Source organism: Escherichia sp. E14V7 (assembly GCF_004212225.1).
Taxonomy (GTDB): Bacteria; Pseudomonadota; Gammaproteobacteria; order Enterobacterales; family Enterobacteriaceae; genus Escherichia.
This window is the reverse complement of record NZ_RHJJ01000007.1, coordinates 137,728-161,331: the sequence shown is the minus strand read 5'-3', so window position 1 is coordinate 161,331 and position 23,604 is coordinate 137,728. Positions and strand designations below refer to the sequence as shown.

At 52.0% G+C, this 23,604-nt stretch carries 18 protein-coding genes; 9 read left to right on the top strand and 9 right to left on the bottom strand.

Translation table 11 applies throughout. The features are described 5' to 3' along the window. Positions 1-37 precede the first annotated feature (37 nt). Positions 38-1,795, top strand: coding sequence for a DUF3300 domain-containing protein (locus D9741_RS09450; protein ID WP_130238355.1), 1,758 nt, complete (start codon positions 38-40; stop codon positions 1,793-1,795). A 242-nt stretch (positions 1,796-2,037) separates the two neighbouring features. Here the strand turns inward: D9741_RS09450 and lpdA are convergent, their stop codons facing one another. The 4 genes from lpdA to pdhR all read right to left on the bottom strand — a co-directional run bounded on the left by lpdA (position 2,038) and on the right by pdhR (position 9,165). Beyond that, positions 2,038-3,462 (bottom strand): dihydrolipoyl dehydrogenase, encoded by a 1,425-nt coding sequence (gene lpdA / locus D9741_RS09445; protein ID WP_130205068.1) that lies wholly within the window; start codon positions 3,460-3,462, stop codon positions 2,038-2,040. Positions 3,463-3,669: 207 nt separating this feature from the next. Further along, a complete protein-coding gene (gene aceF / locus D9741_RS09440) occupies positions 3,670-5,562 on the bottom strand; it encodes a pyruvate dehydrogenase complex dihydrolipoyllysine-residue acetyltransferase (protein ID WP_044866492.1) in 1,893 nt (630 codons plus the stop codon). Positions 5,563-5,576: 14 nt separating this feature from the next. After that, positions 5,577-8,240 (bottom strand): pyruvate dehydrogenase (acetyl-transferring), homodimeric type, encoded by a 2,664-nt coding sequence (gene aceE, locus D9741_RS09435; protein ID WP_000003820.1) that lies wholly within the window; start codon positions 8,238-8,240, stop codon positions 5,577-5,579. A 160-nt stretch (positions 8,241-8,400) separates the two neighbouring features. Then, positions 8,401-9,165 (bottom strand): pyruvate dehydrogenase complex transcriptional repressor PdhR, encoded by a 765-nt coding sequence (gene pdhR, locus D9741_RS09430; RefSeq protein WP_000331776.1) that lies wholly within the window; start codon positions 9,163-9,165, stop codon positions 8,401-8,403. 540 nt (positions 9,166-9,705) lie between these two features. On the opposite strand from pdhR, the gene aroP reads away from it, so the two are divergent. Beyond that, positions 9,706-11,079, top strand: coding sequence for an aromatic amino acid transporter AroP (aroP, locus tag D9741_RS09425; protein ID WP_165383443.1), 1,374 nt, complete (start codon positions 9,706-9,708; stop codon positions 11,077-11,079). 42 nt (positions 11,080-11,121) lie between these two features. Here the strand turns inward: aroP and ampE are convergent, their stop codons facing one another. Together ampE and ampD are read right to left on the bottom strand one after the other, a co-directional pair. Next, positions 11,122-11,976: a beta-lactamase regulator AmpE gene (ampE, locus tag D9741_RS09420; RefSeq protein ID WP_130217388.1), complete on the bottom strand. Its 855-nt coding sequence runs from the start codon at positions 11,974-11,976 to the stop codon at positions 11,122-11,124. Then, positions 11,973-12,524 (bottom strand): 1,6-anhydro-N-acetylmuramyl-L-alanine amidase AmpD, encoded by a 552-nt coding sequence (ampD, locus tag D9741_RS09415; protein WP_130217390.1) that lies wholly within the window; start codon positions 12,522-12,524, stop codon positions 11,973-11,975. Before ampD ends, ampE begins: the two co-directional genes overlap by 4 nt. An 87-nt stretch (positions 12,525-12,611) precedes the next feature. Here ampD and nadC point away from each other — a divergent pair, with 87 nt between their 5' ends. The 4 genes from nadC to hofC all read left to right on the top strand — a co-directional run bounded on the left by nadC (position 12,612) and on the right by hofC (position 16,735). Beyond that, positions 12,612-13,505 (top strand): carboxylating nicotinate-nucleotide diphosphorylase, encoded by an 894-nt coding sequence (nadC, locus tag D9741_RS09410; RefSeq protein WP_130204942.1) that lies wholly within the window; start codon positions 12,612-12,614, stop codon positions 13,503-13,505. Positions 13,506-13,707: 202 nt separating this feature from the next. Beyond that, on the top strand, positions 13,708-14,148 hold the full coding sequence (gene ppdD / locus D9741_RS09405; RefSeq protein WP_130204940.1) for a prepilin peptidase-dependent pilin: 441 nt from the start codon (positions 13,708-13,710) through the stop codon (positions 14,146-14,148). 9 nt (positions 14,149-14,157) lie between these two features. Further along, complete coding sequence (gene gspE / locus D9741_RS09400) at positions 14,158-15,543, top strand: type II secretion system protein GspE (RefSeq protein WP_130217392.1); 1,386 nt, start codon at positions 14,158-14,160, stop codon at positions 15,541-15,543. Then, the gene (hofC, locus tag D9741_RS09395) at positions 15,533-16,735 is read left to right on the top strand and encodes a protein transport protein HofC (RefSeq protein WP_130217394.1); all 1,203 of its coding nucleotides are present in this window, start codon (positions 15,533-15,535) and stop codon (positions 16,733-16,735) included. The genes gspE and hofC overlap by 11 nt, the downstream gene beginning before the upstream one ends. 34 nt (positions 16,736-16,769) lie before the next feature. On the opposite strand, the gene guaC is transcribed toward hofC, so the two are convergent. After that, positions 16,770-17,813, bottom strand: a complete 1,044-nt coding sequence (gene guaC / locus D9741_RS09390; RefSeq protein WP_130204936.1) for a GMP reductase — start codon at positions 17,811-17,813, stop codon at positions 16,770-16,772. A gap of 224 nt (positions 17,814-18,037) precedes the next feature. Between guaC and coaE the strand changes: the two genes are divergently transcribed. The 3 genes from coaE to yacG are packed head-to-tail and all read left to right on the top strand — an operon-like array spanning position 18,038 to position 19,608. Further along, positions 18,038-18,658 carry a dephospho-CoA kinase gene (coaE, locus tag D9741_RS09385; protein WP_130217396.1) on the top strand — a complete coding sequence of 207 codons (621 nt, stop codon included), beginning with the start codon at positions 18,038-18,040 and terminating at the stop codon, positions 18,656-18,658. Continuing rightward, positions 18,658-19,401: a cell division protein ZapD gene (gene zapD / locus D9741_RS09380; protein WP_130217398.1), complete on the top strand. Its 744-nt coding sequence runs from the start codon at positions 18,658-18,660 to the stop codon at positions 19,399-19,401. The genes coaE and zapD overlap by 1 nt, the downstream gene beginning before the upstream one ends. Positions 19,402-19,410: 9 nt before the next feature. Further along, complete coding sequence (yacG, locus tag D9741_RS09375; protein WP_000005046.1) at positions 19,411-19,608, top strand: DNA gyrase inhibitor YacG; 198 nt, start codon at positions 19,411-19,413, stop codon at positions 19,606-19,608. 785 nt (positions 19,609-20,393) lie between these two features. On the opposite strand, the gene mutT is transcribed toward yacG, so the two are convergent. Together mutT and secA are read right to left on the bottom strand one after the other, a co-directional pair. After that, positions 20,394-20,792, bottom strand: a complete 399-nt coding sequence (gene mutT / locus D9741_RS09370; protein WP_130217400.1) for an 8-oxo-dGTP diphosphatase MutT — start codon at positions 20,790-20,792, stop codon at positions 20,394-20,396. Between the two features lie 59 nt (positions 20,793-20,851). Continuing rightward, positions 20,852-23,557: a preprotein translocase subunit SecA gene (secA, locus tag D9741_RS09365; RefSeq protein ID WP_130204928.1), complete on the bottom strand. Its 2,706-nt coding sequence runs from the start codon at positions 23,555-23,557 to the stop codon at positions 20,852-20,854. Between the last annotated feature and the right edge of the window lie 47 nt (positions 23,558-23,604).

Below are 23,604 nucleotides of genomic sequence, written 5' to 3'. Positions count from 1 at the left end.
GTTCGCCGACCATTGCGATTTCCTTGAGATCCGAATTATGAAAATGACTTTGCCGTTTAAACCCCATGTGCTGGCGCTAATTTGCAGTGCCGGGCTTTGTGCCGCCTCTGCCGGGCTATATATAAAAAGCCGCACAGTGGAAGCGCCTGTGGAAGCGCAATCGACACAACAGACTGCGCCTGACATCACCGCAGTTACGCTTCCTGCAACGGTTTCCGCGCCCCCCGTAATGCCTGCCGTCGTCAAATCCGCATTCAGCACTGCACAAATCGATCAATGGGTCGCGCCCGTCGCGCTATATCCCGACGCCCTGCTTTCGCAGGTGCTGATGGCATCGACCTATCCGGCAAATGTCGCCCAGGCCGTGCAGTGGTCGCACGACAACCCGCTCAAGCAAGGTGATGCCGCTATTCAGGCAGTATCCGACCAGCCGTGGGATGCCAGCGTTAAATCGCTGGTGGCTTTTCCGCAATTGATGGCGTTGATGGGGGAAAACCCGCAATGGGTGCAAAATCTTGGCGACGCATTTCTGGCGCAGCCGCAGGATGTGATGGACTCGGTACAACGTTTGCGGCAACTGGCGCAACAAACCGGGTCACTGAAGTCATCAACTGAACAAAAGGTCATCACGACAACGAAAAAAGTCGTACCGGCAAATCAGCCCGCCAGCGCCCCTGTCACACAATCAAATACCGTTTCTACGTCCAGCCCCGTCGTCGCAGAACCTGCACCGACCGTAATAACCATTGAGCCCGCCAATCCGGATGTAGTTTATATTCCCAACTACAACCCAACCGTGGTTTACGGCAGTTGGGCCAATACCGCTTATCCGCCGGTTTACCTGCCGCCGCCAGCCGGAGAACCGTTTGTTGACAGCTTTGTGCGCGGATTTGGCTACAGCATGGGCGTTGCTACCACGTATGCACTATTCAGCAGCATCGACTGGGACGATGACGATCATGACCATCATCATCATGACGATGATGATTATAATCACCACGATGGCGGTCATCGTGACGGTAATGGCTGGCAACACAACGGCGACAACATCAATATCGACGTCAACAATTTCAACCGCATTACTGGTGAGCATCTTACTGACAAGAATATGGCATGGCGGCACAATCCGAATTACCGCGATGGTGTGCCTTATCATGATCAGGATATGGCAAAACGGTTTCACCAAACCGATGTTAAAGGCGGCATGAGTGCCACACAGTTACCTGCCCCAACGCGCGACAGCCAGCGCCAGGCGGCAGCAAGCCAGTTTCAGCAACGAACACACGCAGCACCAGTCATTACACGAGATACCCAACGTCAGGCTGCGGCACAGCGGTTTAATGAAGCGGAACACTATGGCAATTATGACGACTTCCGCGAGTTCAGCCGCCACCAACCACTGACCCAGCAGCAAAAGGACGCCGCTCGTCAGCGTTATCAGTCTGCCTCACCTGAGCAGCGCCAGGCGGCCCGCGAGAAAATGCAGACTAACTCACACAACCAGCAGCGAAGAGAGGCGGCGCGTCAGCGTATTCAGTCAGCCTCGCCAGAACAGCGCCAGGCGGCCCGCGAGAAAATGCAGACTAACTCGCACAACCAGCAGCGAAGAGAGGCAGCGCGTCAGCGTATCCAGTCTGCCTCGCCTGAGCAGCGCCAGGTTTTTCGAGAGAAAGTTCAGGAGAGCCGCCCGCAACGTCTGAACGACAATAACCATACTGCCCGACTGAATAATGAGCAACGGTCAGCGGTACGCGAACGGTTGTCTGAACGTGGAGCAAGGAGACTGGAAAGGTAAATTGCAGGCATAAAAAAAGCGGCGTAGTTAGCCGCTTAAGACTGATGACAAACATCGAATTGCCCGATGCGCAAGTTTATCGGGCCTACATGGCTCCTGCAATATATTGAATTTGCATGATTTTGTAGGTCGAATAAGGCGTTCACGCCGCATCCGGCATCAACAACGAGCACTTTATCAACAATCTGAAGCGGCCTGGTCAGCCGCTTCTTAATTTACCGGATGTTCCGGCACAAGAAGAATTACTTCTTCTTCGCTTTCGGGTTCGGCAGGTCGGTGATGCTACCTTCGAACACTTCTGCTGCCAGGCCCACAGACTCGTGCAGAGTCGGGTGCGCGTGGATGGTCAGCGCGATGTCTTCAGCGTCACAACCCATTTCGATCGCCAGACCGATTTCACCCAGCAGCTCGCCGCCGTTGGTACCGACAATCGCACCACCGATCACACGGTGAGACTCTTTGTCGAAAATCAGCTTGGTCATACCGTCTGCGCAGTCGGAAGCGATCGCACGACCAGAAGCAGCCCACGGGAAGGTGGCGGTTTCGTAGCTGATGCCTTTCTCTTTCGCTTCTTTCTCAGTCAGACCTACCCATGCAACTTCTGGTTCGGTATAAGCGATGGACGGGATAACTTTCGGATCGAAGTAGTGTTTTTGACCTGCGATAACTTCAGCGGCAACGTGACCTTCGTGAACACCTTTGTGTGCCAGCATCGGCTGACCGACGATATCGCCGATAGCAAAGATGTGCGGCACGTTAGTGCGCAGCTGTTTGTCAACGCGGATGAAGCCACGGTCGTCCACTTCCACGCCAGCTTTGCCTGCATCGAGGTTTTTACCGTTCGGCACACGACCAATCGCTACCAGTACGGCGTCGTAACGCTGCGGTTCAGCCGGTGCTTTTTTACCTTCCATCGTCACATAAATACCGTCTTCTTTCGCTTCAACGGCGGTAACTTTGGTTTCCAGCATCAGGTTGAATTTCTTGCTGATACGCTTGGTGAAGACTTTAACGATGTCTTTGTCCGCCGCCGGGATAACCTGGTCGAACATTTCAACCACGTCAATCTGTGAACCCAGCGCGTGGTATACGGTACCCATTTCCAGACCGATGATACCGCCGCCCATTACCAGCAGGCGTTCTGGTACTTCTTTCAGTTCCAGCGCGTCAGTGGAGTCCCAGATACGCGGATCTTCATGCGGAATAAACGGCAGTTGAATCGGGCGAGAACCCGCTGCAATGATCGCGTTGTCGAAGTTGATCACGGTTTTACCGTTCTCACCTTCAACTTCCAGGGTGTTAGCCCCGGTGAATTTACCCAGACCGTTGACCACTTTGACTTTGCGGCCTTTCGCCATACCAGCCAGACCACCGGTCAGCTGATTGATCACTTTCTCTTTCCAGGTACGAATCTTGTCGATATCGGTTTTCGGTTCGCCGAAGACGATACCGTGTTCAGCCAGCGCTTTGGCTTCTTCGATAACTTTTGCTACGTGCAGCAGTGCTTTAGAAGGGATACAGCCGACGTTCAGGCAAACACCACCAAGGGTGTTGTAGCGTTCTACGATTACGGTTTCCAGACCTAAATCAGCGCAACGGAAGGCAGCGGAGTAACCTGCGGGGCCTGCCCCAAGTACCACGACCTGAGTTTTGATTTCAGTACTCATCATGACCTCTATATATTTATCTCCGGCGGGTCTGACGTTTTTTTTATGACGCCCATTATCCACCGGGTCGTTCTATCCGTCGGTATTTTACAAAATTGTTAACAATTTTTAAACAACAAACGGCAACCGATTTGTCTATTCGCTAATAACCTCAATACATTCATGAGATTACCAGAAAAAAGCCGGCCGTTGGGCCGGCTCTTTTACTTACATCACCAGACGGCGAATGTCAGACAGCGTGTTGTTAATGATGGTAATGAAACGGGCACCATCAGCACCGTCGATCACGCGGTGGTCGAAGGAGAGAGAAATCGGCAGCATCAGACGCGGCACGAACTCTTTACCATTCCACACCGGCTCCATCGCGGACTTGGAAACGCCGAGGATAGCCACTTCCGGCGCGTTCACAATCGGCGCGAAGTGGGTAGTACCCAGGCCGCCGATGCTGGAGATGGTGAAGCAACCGCCCTGCATTTCGCCCGCAGTCAGCTTACCGTCACGCGCTTTCTTAGAAATAGTCATCAGCTCGCGAGACAGCTCGATGATGCCTTTCTTGTTGACGTCTTTGAATACCGGAACAACCAGACCGTTCGGGGTATCCACCGCCACACCGATGTTGATGTACTTCTTCAGGGTCAGACGCTGACCGTCTTCCGACAGCGAACTGTTGAAGCGAGGCATCTGCTCAAGAGCTGCAGCAACGGCTTTCATGATGAAGACAACTGGGGTTATCTTCACATCCAGCTTACGTTTCGCTGCTTCTTCGTTCTGCTGTTTACGGAACGCTTCCAGCTCGGTGATATCGGTTTTGTCGAAGTGAGTAACGTGCGGGATCATCACCCAGTTACGGCTCAGGTTAGCACCAGAGATTTTCTGAATGCGGCCCAGTTCCACTTCTTCGATTTCACCAAACTTGCTGAAGTCCACTTTAGGCCACGGCAGCATGCCTGGGATACCGCCGCCAGTCGCTGCCGGAGCCGCTTCTGCACGTTTGATAGCTTCTTTCACGTAAGCCTGAACGTCTTCGCGCAGGATACGACCTTTACGGCCAGTGCCCTTCACTTTCGCCAGGTTAACACCAAACTCGCGTGCCAGACGGCGGATCAGCGGAGTCGCGTGAACGTAAGCGTCGTTTTCAGCAAATTCAGATTTGCCTTCAGCTTTCGCAGCCGGAGCTGCTGCCGGGGCTTCAGCTTTTGCTGCCGGAGCCGGGGCTGCCGCTTCCTGTTTCGCAGGAGCTGCCGCAGGCGCTGCGCCTTCAACTTCGAAGATCATAATCAGCGAGCCAGTTTTCACTTTATCGCCAACGTTGACTTTCAGTTCCTTCACGACGCCTGCAAACGGAGCCGGAACTTCCATAGAAGCTTTGTCACCTTCTACGGTGATCAGTGACTGTTCAGCGGCAACTTTGTCGCCCACTTTCACCATCACTTCAGTCACTTCAACTTCGTCACCGCCGATATCCGGAACGTTAACTTCTTTCACGCCAGTCGCTGGTGCAGGGGCCGCTGCCGGAGCCGCTTCCTGTTTAGCTGCCGGAGCTGCCGCGCCTGCTTCACCCGCGACTTCGAAGACCATAATCAGCGAGCCGGTAGACACTTTGTCACCCACGTTCACTTTGATCTCTTTCACGGTGCCTGCAAACGGAGCAGGAACTTCCATAGAAGCTTTATCGCCTTCTACGGTGATCAGCGACTGCTCAGCTTCAACTTTGTCGCCCACTTTCACCAGGATTTCGGTCACTTCAACTTCGTCGCTGCCGATATCCGGAACGTTAACGTCTTTTGCCGCTGCAGCCGCTGGTGCTGCTGCCGGAGCTGCTTCTTTCTTCTCTTCTGCCTGAGCAGGTGCAGCGTCTGCTGCACCGTCGGCGGAATCGAAAATCATAATCAGTGCGCCGGTCTGGGTTTTATCGCCAACAGAGACTTTGATCTCTTTAACGATACCCGCCTGCGGAGACGGAACTTCCATAGAGGCTTTGTCGCCTTCTACGGTGATCAGCGACTGTTCGGCTTCAACTTTGTCGCCCACTTTGACTAGGATCTCGGTGATTTCAACTTCATCAGCCCCGATGTCCGGTACTTTGATTTCGATAGCCATTATTCTTTTACCTCTTACGCCAGACGCGGGTTAACTTTATCTGCATCGATGTTGAATTTGGCGATTGCGTCAGCAACCACTTTCTTATCGATTTCGCCACGTTTAGCCAGTTCGCCCAGCGCCGCTACAACCACGTAGGAAGCATCAACTTCGAAGTGGTGACGCAGGTTCTCACGGCTGTCGGAACGACCGAAGCCATCAGTACCCAGGACGCGGTAGTCGTCAGCCGGTACGTAAGTACGGACCTGCTCAGCGAACAGTTTCATATAGTCGGTAGATGCCACTGCCGGAGCGTCGTTCATCACCTGAGCGATGTATGGAACGCGCGGAGTTTCCAGCGGGTGCAGCATGTTCCAGCGTTCACAATCCTGACCATCACGCGCCAGTTCGGTGAAGGAAGTCACGCTATAAACGTCAGAACCTACGCCGTAATCTTTCGCCAGGATCTCTGCCGCTTCACGGACGTGACGCAGGATAGAACCGGAGCCCAGCAGCTGAACTTTACCTTTGCTACCTTCAATGGTTTCGAGTTTGTAGATACCTTTACGGATACCTTCCTCAGCACCTTCCGGCATTGCCGGCATGTGGTAGTTTTCGTTCAGCGTAGTGATGTAGTAGTAAACGTTCTCTTGTTTTTCACCGTACATACGCTCCAGACCGTCATGCATGATGACAGCAACTTCGTAAGCGTAAGCCGGGTCGTAAGAGATACAGTTCGGGATAGTCAGCGACTGGATGTGGCTGTGACCATCTTCGTGCTGCAGACCTTCGCCGTTCAGGGTGGTACGACCGGAAGTACCGCCGATCAGGAAGCCACGCGCTTGCTGGTCGCCAGCCGCCCAGCACAGATCGCCGATACGCTGGAAGCCGAACATCGAGTAATAGATGTAGAACGGAATCATCGGCAGATTGTTGGTGCTGTAAGAGGTCGCCGCTGCCAGCCAGGAACACCCTGCGCCCAGCTCGTTGATCCCTTCCTGCAGAATCTGACCTTTCTCGTCTTCTTTATAGTAAGCAACCTGCTCGCGGTCCTGCGGGGTGTACTGCTGACCGTTCGGGCTGTAAATACCAATCTGACGGAACAGACCTTCCATACCGAAAGTACGCGCTTCGTCGGCGATGATCGGTACCAGACGATCTTTGATCGACTTGTTCTTCAGCATTACGTTCAGGGCACGAACGAAAGCGATTGTGGTGGAGATCTCTTTGCTCTGCTCTTCCAGCAGCGCGCCGAAGTCTTGCAGGCTCGGCAGCTCCAGCTTCTCGGTGAAGTTCGGCTGGCGGCTTGGCAGATAACCGTGCAGTTTCTGACGCTGAGCGTGCAGATAGGTATGCTCTTCAGAACCTTCCGGGAAGGTGATGTACGGCAGTTTTTCGATATCTGCATCAGACACCGGCACATTGAAACGGTCGCGGATGTGACGCACGCCGTCCATGTTCATTTTCTTAACCTGGTGCGCGATGTTTTTACCTTCAGCCGCGTCGCCCATGCCGTAACCTTTAATGGTATGAGCAAGGATTACTGTCGCTTTGCCTTTGGTTTCCTGCGCTTTCTTGAATGCAGCGTAGATTTTCTTCGGATCGTGACCACCACGGTTCAGTGCCCAGATCTGCTCGTCAGTCCAGTCTGCAACCAGTGCTGCGGTTTCAGGATATTTACCGAAGAAGTGTTCACGAACGTATGCACCATCTTTCGATTTGAAGGTCTGGTAGTCGCCGTCAACGGTTTCGTTCATCAGCTGGATCAGTTTACCGCTGGTATCTTTACGCAGCAGTTCATCCCAACGGCTACCCCACATCACTTTGATCACGTTCCAGCCAGCACCTTCGAAGATGCCTTCCAGTTCGTTGATGATCTTGCCGTTACCGGTGACCGGGCCGTCAAGACGCTGCAGGTTACAGTTGATAACGAAGACCAGGTTATCCAGTTTTTCACGGGTAGCGATAGTGATCGCACCTTTGGATTCCGGTTCGTCCATTTCACCGTCGCCGAGGAACGCGTAAACGGTTTGTTTAGAGGTATCTTTCAGGCCACGGTGTTCCAGATATTTCAGGAATTTAGCCTGGTAAATAGCACCAATCGGACCCAGACCCATAGATACGGTCGGGAACTGCCAGAATTCCGGCATCAGTTTCGGGTGCGGATAGGAAGAGAGGCCATTGCCGTGAACTTCCTGACGGAAGTTATCCAGCTGCTCCTGAGTCAGACGACCTTCCAGGAAAGCACGTGCGTACACGCCCGGGGAGATGTGGCCCTGGAAGTAAACCAGGTCGCCGCCATCCTGCTCGTTACGTGCACGGAAGAAGTGGTTAAAGCACACATCATAAATGGTTGCGGAAGACTGGAAGGACGCCATGTGGCCGCCCAGTTCGAGGTCTTTTTTCGACGCACGCAGAACCGTCATGATGGCGTTCCAGCGGATAGCTGAACGAATACGGCGTTCCAGTTCCAGATTACCCGGATACTCCGGTTGTTCTTCAACGGGGATGGTGTTGATGTAGTTGCTGATACCGGTGCCCGCGGCTACGTTGACACCGCCTTTGCGGGCTTCAGCAAGCAGTTGGTCGATCAGATACTGAGCACGCTCAACACCTTCTTCACGGATGACCGATTCGATCGCCTGGAGCCAGTCGCGAGTTTCGATCGGATCCACGTCATTTGGGAAACGTTCTGACATGGGTTATTCCTTATCTATCTAATAACGTTGAGTTTTCTGGAACCTGTCCCATTGAACTCTCGCCGGAAAGCTCAATAAGACAGGTTCTACGTTTAGTTGCCGCGCTTTTATATGCGCTTGATTTACAACATCTTCTGGATAATTTTTACCAGAAAAATCACTAATTCTTTCGTTGCTCCAGACGGCGCAGAGAACGCTCACGGCGACTCTCTTCACGGCTTCTGTCGAGCAAAATTTCTTCGATAAAGGCCAGATGACGATGCGATGCTTCGCGCGCTTCTTCCGGCTTACCGGCCATAATCGCTTCGAATATGCGGGTGCGGTGACTACTCACCAGCGGCAGCATCTCGCGACGCGAATAGAGCAATTCGAAGTTCTGACGGACATTCTGGGCCAACATCGGCTCCATACACCTTAGCAGATGAAGCAAAACCACATTGTGGGCCGCTTCGGTGACGGCAATCTGATACTGGAGTACGGCGTTTGATTCCGCGTCCAGATCGCCAGACTGCTGCGCCAGTTCTATGGCGTGGTGGAGTTCACGGATGCGTTCCTTGTCTTCATCGGTACTACGCAGCGCGGCGTAATAAGCGGCGATACCTTCCAGGGCGTGTCGTGTTTCGAGCAAGTCATACTGTGATTCAGGATGGTCGGAGAGCAGCTCCACCAGCGGATCGCTGAAGCTTTGCCAGAGGCTGCTCTGAACAAACGTGCCGCCACCCTGGCGACGAAGCAACAAGCCCTTCGCTTCGAGACGTTGAATCGCCTCACGCAATGAGGGACGGGATACATCGAACTGTTTTGCCAGTTCGCGTTCCGGTGGGAGTTTTTCGCCCGGGCGGAGAGTGCCTTCGAGGATCAAAAACTCCAGTTGCTGCTCAATCACATCGGAGAGTTTTGGTTGGCGGATTTTGCTGTAGGCCATGAGTTCCTGTCTTAAGCCACTTGCCGAAGTCAATTGGTCTTACCAATTTCATGTCTGTGACGCTAAAGTAACAAAGTATTCACCTTATGTCCATACAGGTTTTGATTGAAATCATGAAACTGTGCACATTTTAACAACTTGACATATATAACGTTTCAAAGTTGTAACTATGCACAAATGTAGACTTTACGTAAGAAAGGGATTTTTTAACGATTATTAAACTATAAAAATCCGAGTTGAACCGATTCACTTACCAATTTATCGGTTTTTAATTCAAAAATAATGAATTTATATTCATTTTATATATTGAGCGGATTTGAGGCTGATCTTTACAAACGGTTCCTTTTTAAGCAACTCATCTTCAACCATGCATAAAGCGGGTGCATTCGCTGCCGCATACCATTATTCTTGATCTGACGGAAGTCTTTTTGTAACAATTCAAACGCCTTTGATGTAAACAAATTAATACAACAAACGGAATTGCAAACTTACACACGCATCACTGCGTAGATCAAAAAAACAATCACCGCACGAGGTTTCATGATGGAAGGTCAACAGCACGGCGAGCAGCTAAAGCGCGGCCTTAAAAACCGCCATATTCAGCTTATCGCGCTGGGTGGCGCGATAGGGACAGGGCTATTCCTGGGTAGCGCCTCCGTAATTCAGTCCGCAGGGCCAGGGATTATCCTGGGTTATGCCATTGCAGGTTTTATCGCCTTTCTGATCATGCGTCAGCTAGGTGAAATGGTGGTCGAAGAACCTGTCGCAGGCTCCTTCAGCCACTTTGCTTATAAATACTGGGGCAGCTTTGCCGGATTCGCTTCTGGCTGGAACTATTGGGTACTGTACGTTTTAGTTGCCATGGCAGAACTTACGGCTGTCGGCAAATACATTCAGTTCTGGTATCCGGAAATCCCCACCTGGGCTTCTGCCGCCGTATTCTTTGTGGTGATCAACGCCATCAACCTGACCAACGTAAAAGTGTTTGGCGAGATGGAGTTCTGGTTTGCCATTATCAAAGTTATCGCGGTGGTAGCGATGATCATCTTCGGCGGCTGGCTGCTGTTCAGCGGCAACGGCGGCCCGCAGGCAAGTGTTAGTAACCTGTGGGATCAGGGTGGCTTCCTGCCGCACGGCTTCACCGGGCTGGTGATGATGATGGCGATTATCATGTTCTCGTTCGGTGGTCTGGAACTGGTGGGGATCACCGCTGCAGAAGCTGATAACCCGGAGCAAAGCATCCCGAAAGCAACTAATCAGGTTATCTACCGCATCCTGATTTTCTACATTGGTTCGTTAGCCGTTCTGCTCTCACTGATGCCGTGGACACGCGTTACCGCTGACACCAGCCCGTTTGTGCTGATCTTCCACGAGTTAGGCGATACCTTTGTGGCAAATGCGCTGAACATCGTGGTACTGACGGCTGCGCTCTCCGTGTACAACAGCTGCGTATATTGCAACAGCCGTATGCTGTTCGGTCTGGCACAACAGGGTAACGCACCGAAAATGCTCGCTTCCGTCGATAAACGCGGCGTACCAGTAAATACCATTCTGGTATCTGCGCTGGTTACGGCATTGTGCGTACTGATTAACTACCTTGCCCCAGAGTCCGCTTTCGGACTGTTAATGGCGCTGGTGGTTTCTGCACTGGTTATTAACTGGGCGATGATTAGCCTGGCACATATGAAGTTCCGTCGCGCTAAGCAAGAACAAGGTGTGGCAACTCGTTTCCCTGCCCTGCTCTATCCGCTGGGTAACTGGATCTGTCTGCTGTTTATGGCGGCGGTACTGGTGATAATGCTGATGACGCCGGGAATGGCGATCTCGGTTTACCTGATCCCGGTATGGCTGGTTGTGTTAGGTATCGGTTATCTATTCAAAGAGAAAACCGCAAAAGCCGTAAAAGCACATTAATCTCTCTACGCCCTCACCCGTTCTGGGTGAGGGCAGCAATATTTACACCAATGTCCCGTAAATCGTCAGTAGCGCAATCACCACCACAACCACGAACGAGGTTTTCTTCGCCATTGAAACCGCTGCTTTCGGTGTCTCAACCTTATCGACATGCGGTTCACGCGCCAGTGAGAACTGTGCCAGACGCGTTAACACCTGGTATTGCGATGTATGGAAATCGGTCAGTGAAGCAAACCAGGCTGGTAACGCTTTCTCACCGTGACCAATCAAGGCATAAACTACGCCCGCAAGGCGAACTGGCACCCAATCCAGTACATGAAGCACGGCATCAACCCCCGACTGTAAACGATGATGCGGCGTCTGGTAGCGCGCCAGCCAGTATTGCCATGCGCGCAAGAATGCATAGCCCATCAGGGTAACGGGTCCCCAGATACCGCCTACAATTAGCCAGAACAGTGGCGCAAGGTAAAAACGAAAGTTAATCCACAGCAGGGCATTTTGCAGTTCACGCAAAAACTCACGCTCATCGCAGCCTGCGGGGACGCCATGAATCATGGTTAACTCGCCAGCCATCGTGGAACGGGCATGGCTGTCGTTACGAGAAGCTGCGGTCAGATAAGCATGATAATGGAGACGAACTTTTCCTGCGCCAATACACAACAAACCAATCAACAGCCACACCACCAGCGTCGGGACGTTGAACAATAGCCCATGCAACGCGCGCAACAGTAAAAAGGTCGCCCCCATCGCGATAATGGTCATTCCTAATGTGCGCCCCAGCGAGAAATGTTTCACCCGACGGAAAAACGCCTCGAGGCGGTGATCAAGCTGCCAGTGCTCGCCCAACTTAAACAGGCGCTCGAAAATTAACACCAGTAAGGTTGTAAACAGCGTCATGTTGTCTCCTTGCTGACCAGGGCGCGAAACCGTGCCCAATCAAAGGCAGGGCCGGGATCGGTTTTCCGATCCGGCGCAATATCACAATGTCCCGTCATATTACTGGCAATGGCTGGATAGCGATGAATCAATGCCCGCGTAACCGCCGCAAGCTGTTGATACTGCGCATCGGTATACGCCAGCGTATCAGTGCCTTCCAACTCAATCCCAATGGAGAAATCATTACAGCGTTCGCGCCCCTGATACATGGAAACACCCGCATGCCAGGCGCGTTTATCGAAAGGAACATACTGGACAATTTCACCATCACGGCGAATCAAACAGTGAGCGGAGACGCGCAAATGGGCAATCTCTGCAAAGAAGGGATGTGCCTGCGGATCAATAGTTCCGGTGAATAATGCATCAATCCACGGACCGCCAAACTCGCCTGGCGGCAGGCTAATATTGTGCACCACCAGCAAGGTGGGAGTTTCGTCATCCGGGCGACAATCGTAATGTGGTGAGGGAACGCGGCGCGCGCCGACCAGCCACCCCTGTTCTAACAACATGCAGGATCTCCTTATATGTGGTGCTAATACCCGGTTCAGAGTAGCATGTTTCTACCTTATGATTCGTTAGCTATCTGGAGTTTTAACATGCCGCCTCGCCGCTATAACCCTGACACCCGACGTGACGAGCTGCTGGAACGCATTAATCTCGATATCCCCGGCGCGGTGGCCCAGGCGCTGCGAGAAGATTTAGGCGGAACAGTCGATGCCAACAACGACATTACGGCAAAACTTTTACCGGAAAATTCACGCTCTCATGCCACGGTGATCACCCGCGAAGAGGGCGTATTTTGTGGTAAACGCTGGGTTGAAGAAGTGTTTATTCAACTGGCAGGCGACGATGTCACCATTACCTGGCATGTGGATGACGGTGATGTCATTAACGCCAATCAACTCCTTTTCGAACTCGAAGGCCCATCTCGCGTGCTGTTAACCGGCGAACGTACTGCGCTTAATTTTGTACAAACTCTTTCTGGCGTAGCCAGTAAGGTTCGCCACTATGTTGAGTTGCTGGAAGGCACCGATACGCAGTTGCTGGATACGCGAAAAACCTTACCCGGCCTGCGTTCTGCCCTGAAATACGCGGTACTTTGCGGCGGCGGGGCTAACCATCGTCTGGGGCTTTCTGACGCCTTCCTGATCAAAGAAAACCATATTATTGCCTCCGGCTCAGTGCGCCAGGCGGTCGAAAAAGCGTCCTGGCTGCACCCGGATGCGCCAGTAGAAGTTGAAGTCGAGAATCTGGAAGAACTTGATGAAGCACTGAAAGCAGGTGCCGATATCATTATGCTGGATAACTTCGACACAGAACAGATGCGCAAAGCCGTTAAACGCACCAACGGCAAGGCGCTGCTGGAAGTGTCTGGCAACGTCACCGACAAAACGCTGCGCGAGTTTGCTGAAACGGGCGTGGACTTTATCTCCGTCGGTGCGCTAACTAAACACGTACAGGCACTCGACCTTTCAATGCGTTTTCGCTAATTGCTGACAGATTTATCCGCTCCATCGCGGGCGGATAATCTCCCCTTCCCCAACTTTCTTCGTAGCGCCTCGCAAATTTCTTGTCTTTCGCTGCAACGTAATAAAAAACCTCTGAAGCCGCCTTCCCGTTTCGTTTTTTGCCCCTCGCCTGTGCTGATGGCGTTTGCCAAAGTAGCGCCAACCAAATCAAGGAGCGAAACAGATGGACAAGCAACGCGGTTTTACACTTATCGAACTGATGGTGGTTATTGGCATCATTGCCATTTTAAGCGCCATTGGTATTCCCGCTTATCAAAACTACCTGCGCAAAGCCGCACTTACCGACATGCTACAAACCTTTGTGCCTTACCGTACCGCCGTAGAATTGTGCGCGCTGGAACATGGCGGACTGGACACCTGCGACGGCGGCAGCAATGGCATCCCCTCGCCTACCACCACCCGCTATGTTTCAGCCATGAGTGTGGCAAAGGGCGTGGTGTCACTGACCGGGCAAGAGAGTCTCAATGGGCTAAGCATCGTTATGACACCCGGTTGGGATAACGCTAACGGTGTCACCGGCTGGACGCGCAACTGCAATATTCAAAGTGACAGCGCATTGCAGCAAGCCTGCGAAGATGTCTTCCGCTTTGATGACGCCAACTAAGGAGCGGCGATGAATATTTCACAGCTCACCGTCCTGTGTTTGCGTTACCAGGGGGTCTTACTGGATGCCAGCGAAGAAGTGGTTCATGTTGCGGTGGTCGATGCCCCCTCACATGAGTTGCTGGACGCATTGCATTTCGCTACCACCAAACGTATTGAGATCACCTGCTGGACGCGCCAACAGATGGAAGGTCACGCCAGTCGCAAACAACAGACATTGCCCGTAGCCGTTCAGGAGAAACATCAGCCTAAAGCAGAATTGCTGGCTCATACGTTGCAATCTGCACTGGAACAACGCGCATCAGATATTCATATCGAACCAGCGGACAATAGCTATCACATCCGCTTGCGTATCGACGGCGTTCTGCATCCTTTACCTGATGTTTCACTGGATGCCGGAGTCGCTTTAACCGCCAGGTTAAAAGTGCTGGGAAGCCTGGATATTGCGGAACATCGCCTGCCGCAGGACGGGCAATTCACTGTCGAACTGGCAGGGAACGACGTCTCATTTCGTATTGCTACCTTGCCATGTCGCGGCGGTGAAAAGGTGGTATTACGGTTGTTACAGCAGGTGGACCAGGCGCTGGATGTCAACACGCTGGGAATGCAACCATCACAACTGACGGACTTTACCCACGCCTTGCAGCAACCACAGGGACTGGTGCTGGTAACTGGCCCTACCGGCAGCGGCAAAACAGTCACGCTGTATAGCGCACTGCAAACGCTGAATACCGCCGATATTAATATTTGCAGCGTGGAAGATCCGGTTGAGATCCCCATCGCTGGGCTAAACCAGACACAAATCCATCCGCGTGCCGGACTCACCTTTCAGGGCGTTTTGCGTGCGTTATTGCGCCAGGATCCTGACGTCATCATGATCGGAGAGATCCGCGATGGCGAAACGGCAGAAATTGCCATTAAAGCCGCGCAAACGGGTCATCTGGTATTGTCCACGCTACACACCAACTCCACCTGCGAAACGCTGGTGCGTTTACAGCAAATGGGCGTTGCTCGCTGGATGCTCTCGTCGGCCCTCACTCTGGTAATAGCCCAGCGCCTGGTACGTAAACTTTGTCCGCATTGCCGCCAGCGGCAAGGGGAACCGATCCGCCTTCCGGACAATGTATGGTCATCTCCGCTGTCCCGCTGGCAGGCACCGGGTTGTGAACATTGCTACCACGGTTTTTATGGTCGTACCGCCTTGTTTGAAGTCCTGCCCATTACACCAGCCATACGCCAGCTTATTTCCTCTAATACTGAAGTTGAATCGCTGGAAACGCACGCCAGGCGGACAGGTATGCGCACACTTTTTGAAAACGGCTGCCTGGCCGTGGAACAGGGCTTAACCACCTTTGAAGAGTTAATCCGCGTGTTGGGGATGCCGCATGGCGAATAAGCAACTCTGGCGATGGCATGGCATAACCGGCGACGGCAATGCGCAAGATGGGATGCAATGGTCTGAGAGCCGTGCTTTGCTACTTTTGGCTCTACAGCAGCAAAGGGTTACCCCACTAAGCCTGAAGCGAATCGCCATCAATTCTGCGCATTGGCGAGGAGATAAAAGCGCGGAAGTCATTCATCAACTGGCGACGCTACTCAAAGCCGGGTTAACGCTTTCTGAAGGGCTGGCACTGCTGGCGGAACAGCATCCAAGTAAGCAATGGCAGGCATTGTTGCAATCGCTGGCGCACGATCTCGAACAGGGCGTGGCCTTTTCCAGTGCCTTATCGCCCTGGTCAGAGGTTTTTCCGCCGCTTTACCAGTCGATGATCCGTACGGGGGAAGTGACCGGTAAGCTGGATGAATGCTGCTTTGAACTGGCGCGTCAGCAAAAAGCCCAGCGCCAGTTGGCCGACAAAGTGAAATCAGCGTTGCGTTATCCCATCATCATTTTAGCAATGGCAATCATGGTAGTTGTGGCAATGCTGCATTTTGTGCTGCCGGAGTTTGCCGCTATCTATAAGACCTTCAACACCCCACTACCGACGCTAACGCAGGGGATCATGATGCTGGCAGACTTTAGTGGCAAATGGGGCTGGCTGCTGATAGTGCTCGGCTTTCTGCTGGCGATAGCCAACAAACTGCTGATGCGTCACCCTACCTGGCTTATTGCGCGGCAGAAATGGTTATTACGCATCCCGATAATGGGAGCCCTGATGCGGGGACAAAAACTCACGCAGATCTTTACGATTCTGGCGCTGACACAAAGTGCAGGGATTACTTTTTTGCAGGGAGTGGAGAGCGTCAGGGAGACGATGCGCTGCCCGTACTGGGCGCAACTTCTGACACAAATTCAGCATGATATCAGTAACGGTCACCCCATCTGGCTGGCGCTAAAAAATGCGGGGGAGTTTAGCCCACTCTGTTTGCAGTTAGTGAGGACAGGAGAGACATCCGGGTCGCTGGATATCATGCTGGAGAATCTTGCCCATCATCATCGGGATAACACGCTGGCGCTGGCAGATAACCTTGCCGCCTTACTGGAACCGGCGTTGCTGGTCATTACTGGAGGAATTATCGGTACGTTGGTGGTGGCAATGTATCTGCCAATTTTCCATCTGGGCGATGCGATGAGTGGGGTGGGATAATGCTGGCGTGTTGCTCCACGCCAGCATTGGGAGATTACAGATTATTGAAGATGCGGTTTTCTTGTTCCAGTACGCGGATAAACGTGGTGCGTTTGGTCAGCTCTTTCAGGCGTGAAGCCCCAACGTAAGTGCAGGCTGAACGCAGACCGCCTAAAATATCACGCGCGGTATTTTCAACCGGACCGCGCAGAGGAAGCTTAACGGTTTTACCTTCTGCAGCGCGATATTCCGCAACGCCGCCAACGTGACGTTTCATCGCAGACTCGGAGCTCATACCGTAGAACAGCATAAATTTCTCGCCGTTCTCTTCAACAATACGGCCGCCGCTCTCTTCGTGACCCGCCAGCATTCCGCCAAGCATTACGAAATCGGCACCGCCACCAAAAGCTTTCGCGACATCGCCCGGTGTGGTACAGCCGCCATCGCTGACGATCATCCCGCCCAGACCGTGCGCGGCATCGGCGCATTCGATCACCGCAGAAAGCTGCGGATAACCGACGCCCGTTTTCACGCGAGTTGTACAAACAGAGCCAGGACCAATACCAACTTTAACGATATCAGCACCGGAGAGGATAAGCTCCTCACACATTTCGCCAGTTACCACATTGCCTGCACAAATAGTTTTTGTCGGCCACGCTTCACGCGCCTTCGCAACAAACTGCACGAAGTGCTCAGAATATCCATTCGCAACATCAATACAAACGAAGTTTAATGCCGGGTTCAGGTCGAGAATTTGTTTAGTTTTTTCGAAATCGGCATCCGACGTACCGGTAGAAACCATCACATGTTTCAGCACATCAGCAGAAGAATTGTTGATAAATGCTTGCCACTCTTCAACAGAGTAATGTTTATGTACAGCGGTCAAAATATCGAAAGAAGCCAGTGCCGTAGCCATACTAAAAGTGCCTACGGTGTCCATATTTGCGGCGATAATCGGCACGCCGGACCAGCTTTGACCTGAATGTTTGAAGGTGAATTGACGTTCCAGTTCAACATCGGAACGGCTTTTAAGAGTAGAGCGTTTAGGGCGGATGAGGACGTCTTTAAAACCTAACTTCAGATCTTCTTCGATACGCATGTGCAGATTCCTGGGGTTAATGGCTATAAGGGTAAGAGCGCAACTCCAGTGACGCTATCATACGCACTAATCGATATGGCGCAAGACTGCGAAATTGTCTTTTTTTACGCTACAATCCCATAAATTTACCTGGTAAATAGTGGGCGAACGTTTCATCAATTTCGCTTTCGCGCGCTCTTTATTAACATTTTGATAATCATGATGAATTCCCAGGAATATAGATTATGAGGTATACAGTTGCCTTAACAGGCGGCATTGGCAGTGGCAAGAGTACCGTTGCAAATGCATTTGCTGACCTCGGAATTAATGTCATTGATGCCGATATTATTGCGCGTCAGGTGGTTGAACCAGGTACACCTGCACTGCGTGCCATTGCTGAACACTTTGGCGCGGATATGATTGCTGCTGATGGAACATTGCAACGTCGCGCCTTGCGCGAGCGGATCTTTGCCTATCCGGAAGAGAAAAACTGGCTTAATGCCCTGCTGCATCCTCTGATTCAGCAGGAGACGCAACGCCAGATCCAGCAAGCAACTTCACCTTATGTGTTATGGGTTGTGCCATTGCTGGTAGAAAACTCACTGTATAAAAAAGCGAATCGAGTGCTGGTGGTGGATGTCAGCCCAGAAACGCAGCTTAAGCGCACCATGCAGCGCGATGATGTTACTCGCGAGCATGTCGAACAAATTCTTGCTGCCCAGGCTACGCGCGAAGCCCGTCTTGCGGTGGCAGATGACGTCATTGATAATAACGGCACACCGGATGCTATTGCATCAGATGTTGCCCACCTGCACGCACACTATTTGCAGCTCGCGTCGCAGTTTGTCTCACAGGAAAAAACTTAATGCAGACCCAGGTCCTTTTTGAACATCCACTAAATGAAAAAATGCGTACATGGCTGCGCATTGAGTTTTTAATTCAACAACTCACCGTAAATTTGCCTATTGCTGACTACGCTGGTGCTCTGCATTTCTTCCGTAATGTTAGTGAATTGCTGGATGTGTTCGAGCGTGGAGAAGTTCGTACCGAACTACTGAAAGAGCTGGAACGTCAACAGCGTAAACTCCAGACCTGGATTGGTGTGCCTGGCGTGGACCAGACCCGTATTGAAGCATTAATTCAGCAGTTGAAGGCCGCAGGTAGCGTGCTGATTTCCGCGCCGCGTATCGGGCAATTTCTGCGTGAAGACAGGATGATTGCCCTGGTGCGCCAGCGTCTGAGCATTCCCGGTGGTTGTTGCAGCTTTGATTTACCTACGTTGCATATCTGGTTGCATTTACCCCAGTCGCAGCGCGACAGTCAGGTAGAAACCTGGATTGCCAGCCTGAGCCCGCTGACACAGGCACTTACAATGGTGTTGGATTTGATTCGTCAGTCGGCACCGTTCCGCAAACTGACCAGTCTGAACGGTTTTTATCAGGATAACGGCGAAGACGCCGATTTGTTACGGCTGAATCTGGCACTCGATTCACAGCTTTATCCGCAAATATCCGGTCATAAGAGCCGTTTTGCCATTCGCTTTATGCCGCTGGACAGTGAAAATGGACAAGTACCGGAACGTCTGGATTTCGAACTGGCTTGTTGCTAAGGAGTAAAAATGTCAGAAACTATTACGGTGAATTGTCCCACCTGCGGGAAAACGGTGGTGTGGGGTGAAGTCAGCCCATTTCGGCCATTTTGTTCCAAACGCTGCCAGTTGATCGACCTCGGAGAATGGGCTGCGGAAGAAAAACGAATCCCCAGCAGTGGCGATCTTTCTGAGAGCGATGACTGGAGCGAAGAGCCAAAGCAGTGACATTTGTCTGATGCCGCACGTAGGCCTGATAAGACGCGCCAGCGTCGCATCAGGCATCTTGTGCAAATGTCGGATGCGGCGCAAACGCATTATCCGACCTACAAAACATGATTTATCAACGAGTTAATAAACCTCGCAGGCCTGATAATACGCGCCGGCGTCGTATCAGGCATCGTGTGCAAATGTCGGATGCGGCGCAAACGCCTTATCCGACCTACGAAACCTGATTTATCAACGAGTTAATAAACCTCGTAGGCCTGATAAGACGCGCCAGCGTCGCATCAGGCATCTTGTGCAAATGTCGGATGCGGCGTAAACGCCTTATCCCACCTACAAAACCTAATTTATCAACGAGTTAACAAACCACGTAGGCCTGATAAGACGCGCCAGCGTCGCATCAGGCATCTTGTGCAAATGTCGGATGCGGCGTAAACGCCTTATCCGACCTACAAAACCTGATTTATCAACGAGTTAATAAACCTCATAGGCCTGATAAGACGCGCCAGCGTCGCATCAGGCATCTCGTATAAATGTCGGATGCGGCGTAAACGCCTTATCCCACCTACGAAACCTGATTTATCAACGAGTTAATAAACCTCGTAGGCCTGATAAAACGCGCCAGCATCGCATCAGGCATCTTGTGCAAATGTCGGATGCGGCGTAAACATCTTATCCGACCTACAAAGCCTAATTTATCAACGAGTTAATAAACCACGTAGGCCTGATAAGACGCGCCAGCGTCGCATCAGGCATCTCGTATAAATGTCGGATGCGGCATAAACGCCTTATCCGACCTCCAGACACTTAAGCTTCGCAATTACCGGTTCATTGGCTGGCGGAAAATCTTCTGCATTGAGGCTGGCCAGCGCCATCCACTCACCGGGCTGTCCCTCTTTCCCCCACGGTTCCCCTTCCCAGCTTTCGACCAACCAGAACCACAGTGTGATATGCCTGTCAGAGAACTGATATTCCAGCTTTTCAAACAGCGAAAAACGTTGCGGGGTAACCCCGACTTCTTCCTGAAGCTCCCGTACCATCGCTTGTTCTGCCGTTTCTCCCGTTTCTATTTTACCGCCCGGAAACTCCAGCTTATTTGCCATGTGCGCATCTGCGGCGCGACGGGTTATAAAGATTTCGTTGTTTTCGTTGCGAATAATACCTACCGCGATTTGCAGTTTTTTCATTGTCTTAAGCCTATAAAAAAGGCGCAGAATCCTGCGCCTTTTATTTCAACACTTAGCTTTTATTGCAGGCGACCATGGCACTGCTTGTATTTTTTACCAGAACCGCATGGGCAAGGATCGTTACGTCCAACTTTACGATCGCCGGTTTGCGCTGCCAGCGCAGCCGCAGCTGCAGAGTCGTCATCCTGATGGCTAAGCTGCTGCATTTGCGCTAAACGCTCAGCTTCCATACGACGCTGCTGCTCCAGCTCTTCAACTTCTTCCGGCATGCGTACTTGTACTTTGCTTAACGTGCTGATGACTTCATATTTCAACGATTCCAGCATCGCCGCAAACATGGAGAACGATTCACGTTTGTATTCCTGCTTCGGATCTTTCTGTGCATAGCCACGCAGGTGGATACCCTGACGCAGATAGTCCATCGCCGCCAGGTGCTCTTTCCACAGGGAGTCCAGCGTTTGCAGCATCACCCCTTTCTCGAAGTGACGCATCATCTCAGCGCCAACCACTTCTTCTTTACGGTGATACACTTCGATGGACTGCTCCAGGATACGCTCACGCAGCGTCTCTTCATGCAGTTCTGGCTCTTTGTCCAGCCACTCGGCAATCGGCAAATCAAGGTCGAAGTCGTTTTTCAGACGCTCTTGCAAACCTGGAATGTCCCACATTTCTTCCAGTGACTGTGGCGGAATGTAGGCATCGATGGTTGCTTTGAACACATCTTCACGAATGCTGTTGATGGTTTCGCTCACATCGCTGACATCCAGCAGTTCGTTACGCTGGGAGTAAATGGCACGACGCTGATCGTTAGCTACGTCATCGTATTCCAGCAGCTGTTTACGAATGTCGAAGTTACGGCTTTCAACTTTACGCTGAGCATTGGCAATTGCTTTAGTTACCCACGGATGCTCAATGGCTTCGCCGGGTTTCATACCCAGTTTACGCATCATGCCTGATACGCGGTCAGAGGCAAAAATACGCATCAGCGCATCTTCCATCGACAGGTAGAAACGGGAAGAACCGGCATCACCCTGACGACCAGAACGGCCACGCAGCTGGTTATCGATACGACGAGATTCGTGACGCTCAGTGCCGATGATATGCAGGCCACCTGCTTCCAGTACCGCGTCGTGACGCACCTGCCAGTCGGCTTTAATTTTTTCAATTTGCTCTGCGGTCGGGTTTTCCAGCGCGGCAACTTCTGCCTGCCAGCTACCACCAAGCACGATGTCAGTACCACGACCCGCCATGTTGGTCGCGATGGTCACCGCAGCCGGATAGCCCGCCTGAGCAACGATTGCCGCTTCGTTGGCGTGGAATTTAGCGTTCAGAACGTTATGTTTGATACCGGCTTTGGTCAGCTCGTTTGATACCAGTTCCGATTTCTCGATTGAAATAGTACCCACCAGCACTGGCTGGCCTTTCGCAGTACGTTCTTTGATATCTTCAATGATCGCCTGAATTTTTTCCGCTTCGGTCATGTAGACCAGATCCGGCAGATCTTTACGAATCATCGGGCGGTTGGTCGGAACGACTACAGTATCCAGCTTGTAGATGGAACTGAATTCGAAGGCTTCGGTATCAGCCGTACCGGTCATCCCCGCCAGTTTTTCATACAGACGGAAGTAGTTCTGGAAGGTGATCGAAGCCAGTGTCTGGTTTTCGTTCTGGATCTGTACACCTTCTTTCGCTTCCACAGCCTGGTGCAGACCATCAGACCAGCGACGGCCCTGCATGGTACGACCGGTATGTTCGTCAACGATGATAACTTCACCATCTTTAACGATGTAATCGACATCGCGAGTAAACAGCGCGTGAGCACGCAGCGCCGCCGTTACATGGTGCATCAGCATAATATTGGCCGGAGAGTACAGCGACTCACCTTCATCCATAATGCCTTCTTTCACCAGCAGCTCTTCAATAAGCACCAGACCACGTTCGGTCAGGTTCACCTGGCGAGATTTTTCATCCACCGAGAAGTGGCCTTCGCCCTGGAAGGTTTCGGAGTCTTCTTTTTCCTGACGGATCAGGTACGGAATGATTTTGTTTACGCGCTTATACATTTCCGAACTGTCTTCCGCCGGGCCGGAAATGATCAGCGGTGTACGCGCTTCATCGATCAGGATGGAGTCCACTTCGTCCACCAGCGCATAGTGCAGTTTACGCTGTACACGTTCTTCAGGGCTGAACGCCATGTTGTCGCGCAGGTAGTCAAAGCCGTATTCGTTGTTAGTACCGTAAGTAATGTCAGCCGCGTAAGCTTCACGCTTTGCCGGTGCTGGCATGCCCGGCAGGTTGATGCCGACGGTCAAGCCGAGGAATTCAAACAGCGGACGGTTGTTTTCTGCGTCACGTTGCGCCAGATAATCGTTGACGGTAACAACGTGCACGCCTTTACCGGTTAATGCGTTCAGGTAAGCAGGCAGCGTTGCGGTCAGGGTTTTACCTTCACCTGTACGCATTTCCGCGATGCAACGTTCATTAAGAACCATACCGCCGAGCAGCTGTACGTCGAAGTGGCGCATGCCAAAAACACGCTTACTGGCTTCACGCACGACAGCGAAGGCTTCCGGGATCAAGTTTTCCAGCACTTCGCCTTTTTCCAGACGCGCGCGGAACTCTGCCGTTTTTCCTTTCAGTTCTTCGTCGGAGAGTTTTTCAATCTCCGGTTCCATGGCATTGATAATGTTGACGACTTTGCGCATCCGGCGCAGGGTACGATCGTTACGACTACCGAAAACTTTAGTTAATAATTTGATTAGCATAATAAAATCTCAAACACCCCGCATTGCGGAGTAAATAAAATGAAGTA

Coding starts and splice junctions, on each gene's coding strand:
- secA (WP_130204928.1), bottom strand. CDS start 23,557: ATGCTAATCAAATTATTAACTAAAGTTTTCGGTAGTCGTAACGATCGT.
- aceE (WP_000003820.1), bottom strand. CDS start 8,240: ATGTCAGAACGTTTCCCAAATGACGTGGATCCGATCGAAACTCGCGAC.
- mutT (WP_130217400.1), bottom strand. CDS start 20,792: ATGAAAAAACTGCAAATCGCGGTAGGTATTATTCGCAACGAAAACAAC.
- lpdA (WP_130205068.1), bottom strand. CDS start 3,462: ATGAGTACTGAAATCAAAACTCAGGTCGTGGTACTTGGGGCAGGCCCC.
- yacG (WP_000005046.1), top strand. CDS start 19,411: ATGTCAGAAACTATTACGGTGAATTGTCCCACCTGCGGGAAAACGGTG.
- pdhR (WP_000331776.1), bottom strand. CDS start 9,165: ATGGCCTACAGCAAAATCCGCCAACCAAAACTCTCCGATGTGATTGAG.
- ampE (WP_130217388.1), bottom strand. CDS start 11,976: ATGACGCTGTTTACAACCTTACTGGTGTTAATTTTCGAGCGCCTGTTT.
- ppdD (WP_130204940.1), top strand. CDS start 13,708: ATGGACAAGCAACGCGGTTTTACACTTATCGAACTGATGGTGGTTATT.
- aroP (WP_165383443.1), top strand. CDS start 9,706: ATGATGGAAGGTCAACAGCACGGCGAGCAGCTAAAGCGCGGCCTTAAA.
- hofC (WP_130217394.1), top strand. CDS start 15,533: ATGGCGAATAAGCAACTCTGGCGATGGCATGGCATAACCGGCGACGGC.
- D9741_RS09450 (WP_130238355.1), top strand. CDS start 38: ATGAAAATGACTTTGCCGTTTAAACCCCATGTGCTGGCGCTAATTTGC.
- aceF (WP_044866492.1), bottom strand. CDS start 5,562: ATGGCTATCGAAATCAAAGTACCGGACATCGGGGCTGATGAAGTTGAA.
- guaC (WP_130204936.1), bottom strand. CDS start 17,813: ATGCGTATCGAAGAAGATCTGAAGTTAGGTTTTAAAGACGTCCTCATC.
- coaE (WP_130217396.1), top strand. CDS start 18,038: ATGAGGTATACAGTTGCCTTAACAGGCGGCATTGGCAGTGGCAAGAGT.
- zapD (WP_130217398.1), top strand. CDS start 18,658: ATGCAGACCCAGGTCCTTTTTGAACATCCACTAAATGAAAAAATGCGT.
- ampD (WP_130217390.1), bottom strand. CDS start 12,524: ATGTTGTTAGAACAGGGGTGGCTGGTCGGCGCGCGCCGCGTTCCCTCA.
- gspE (WP_130217392.1), top strand. CDS start 14,158: ATGAATATTTCACAGCTCACCGTCCTGTGTTTGCGTTACCAGGGGGTC.
- nadC (WP_130204942.1), top strand. CDS start 12,612: ATGCCGCCTCGCCGCTATAACCCTGACACCCGACGTGACGAGCTGCTG.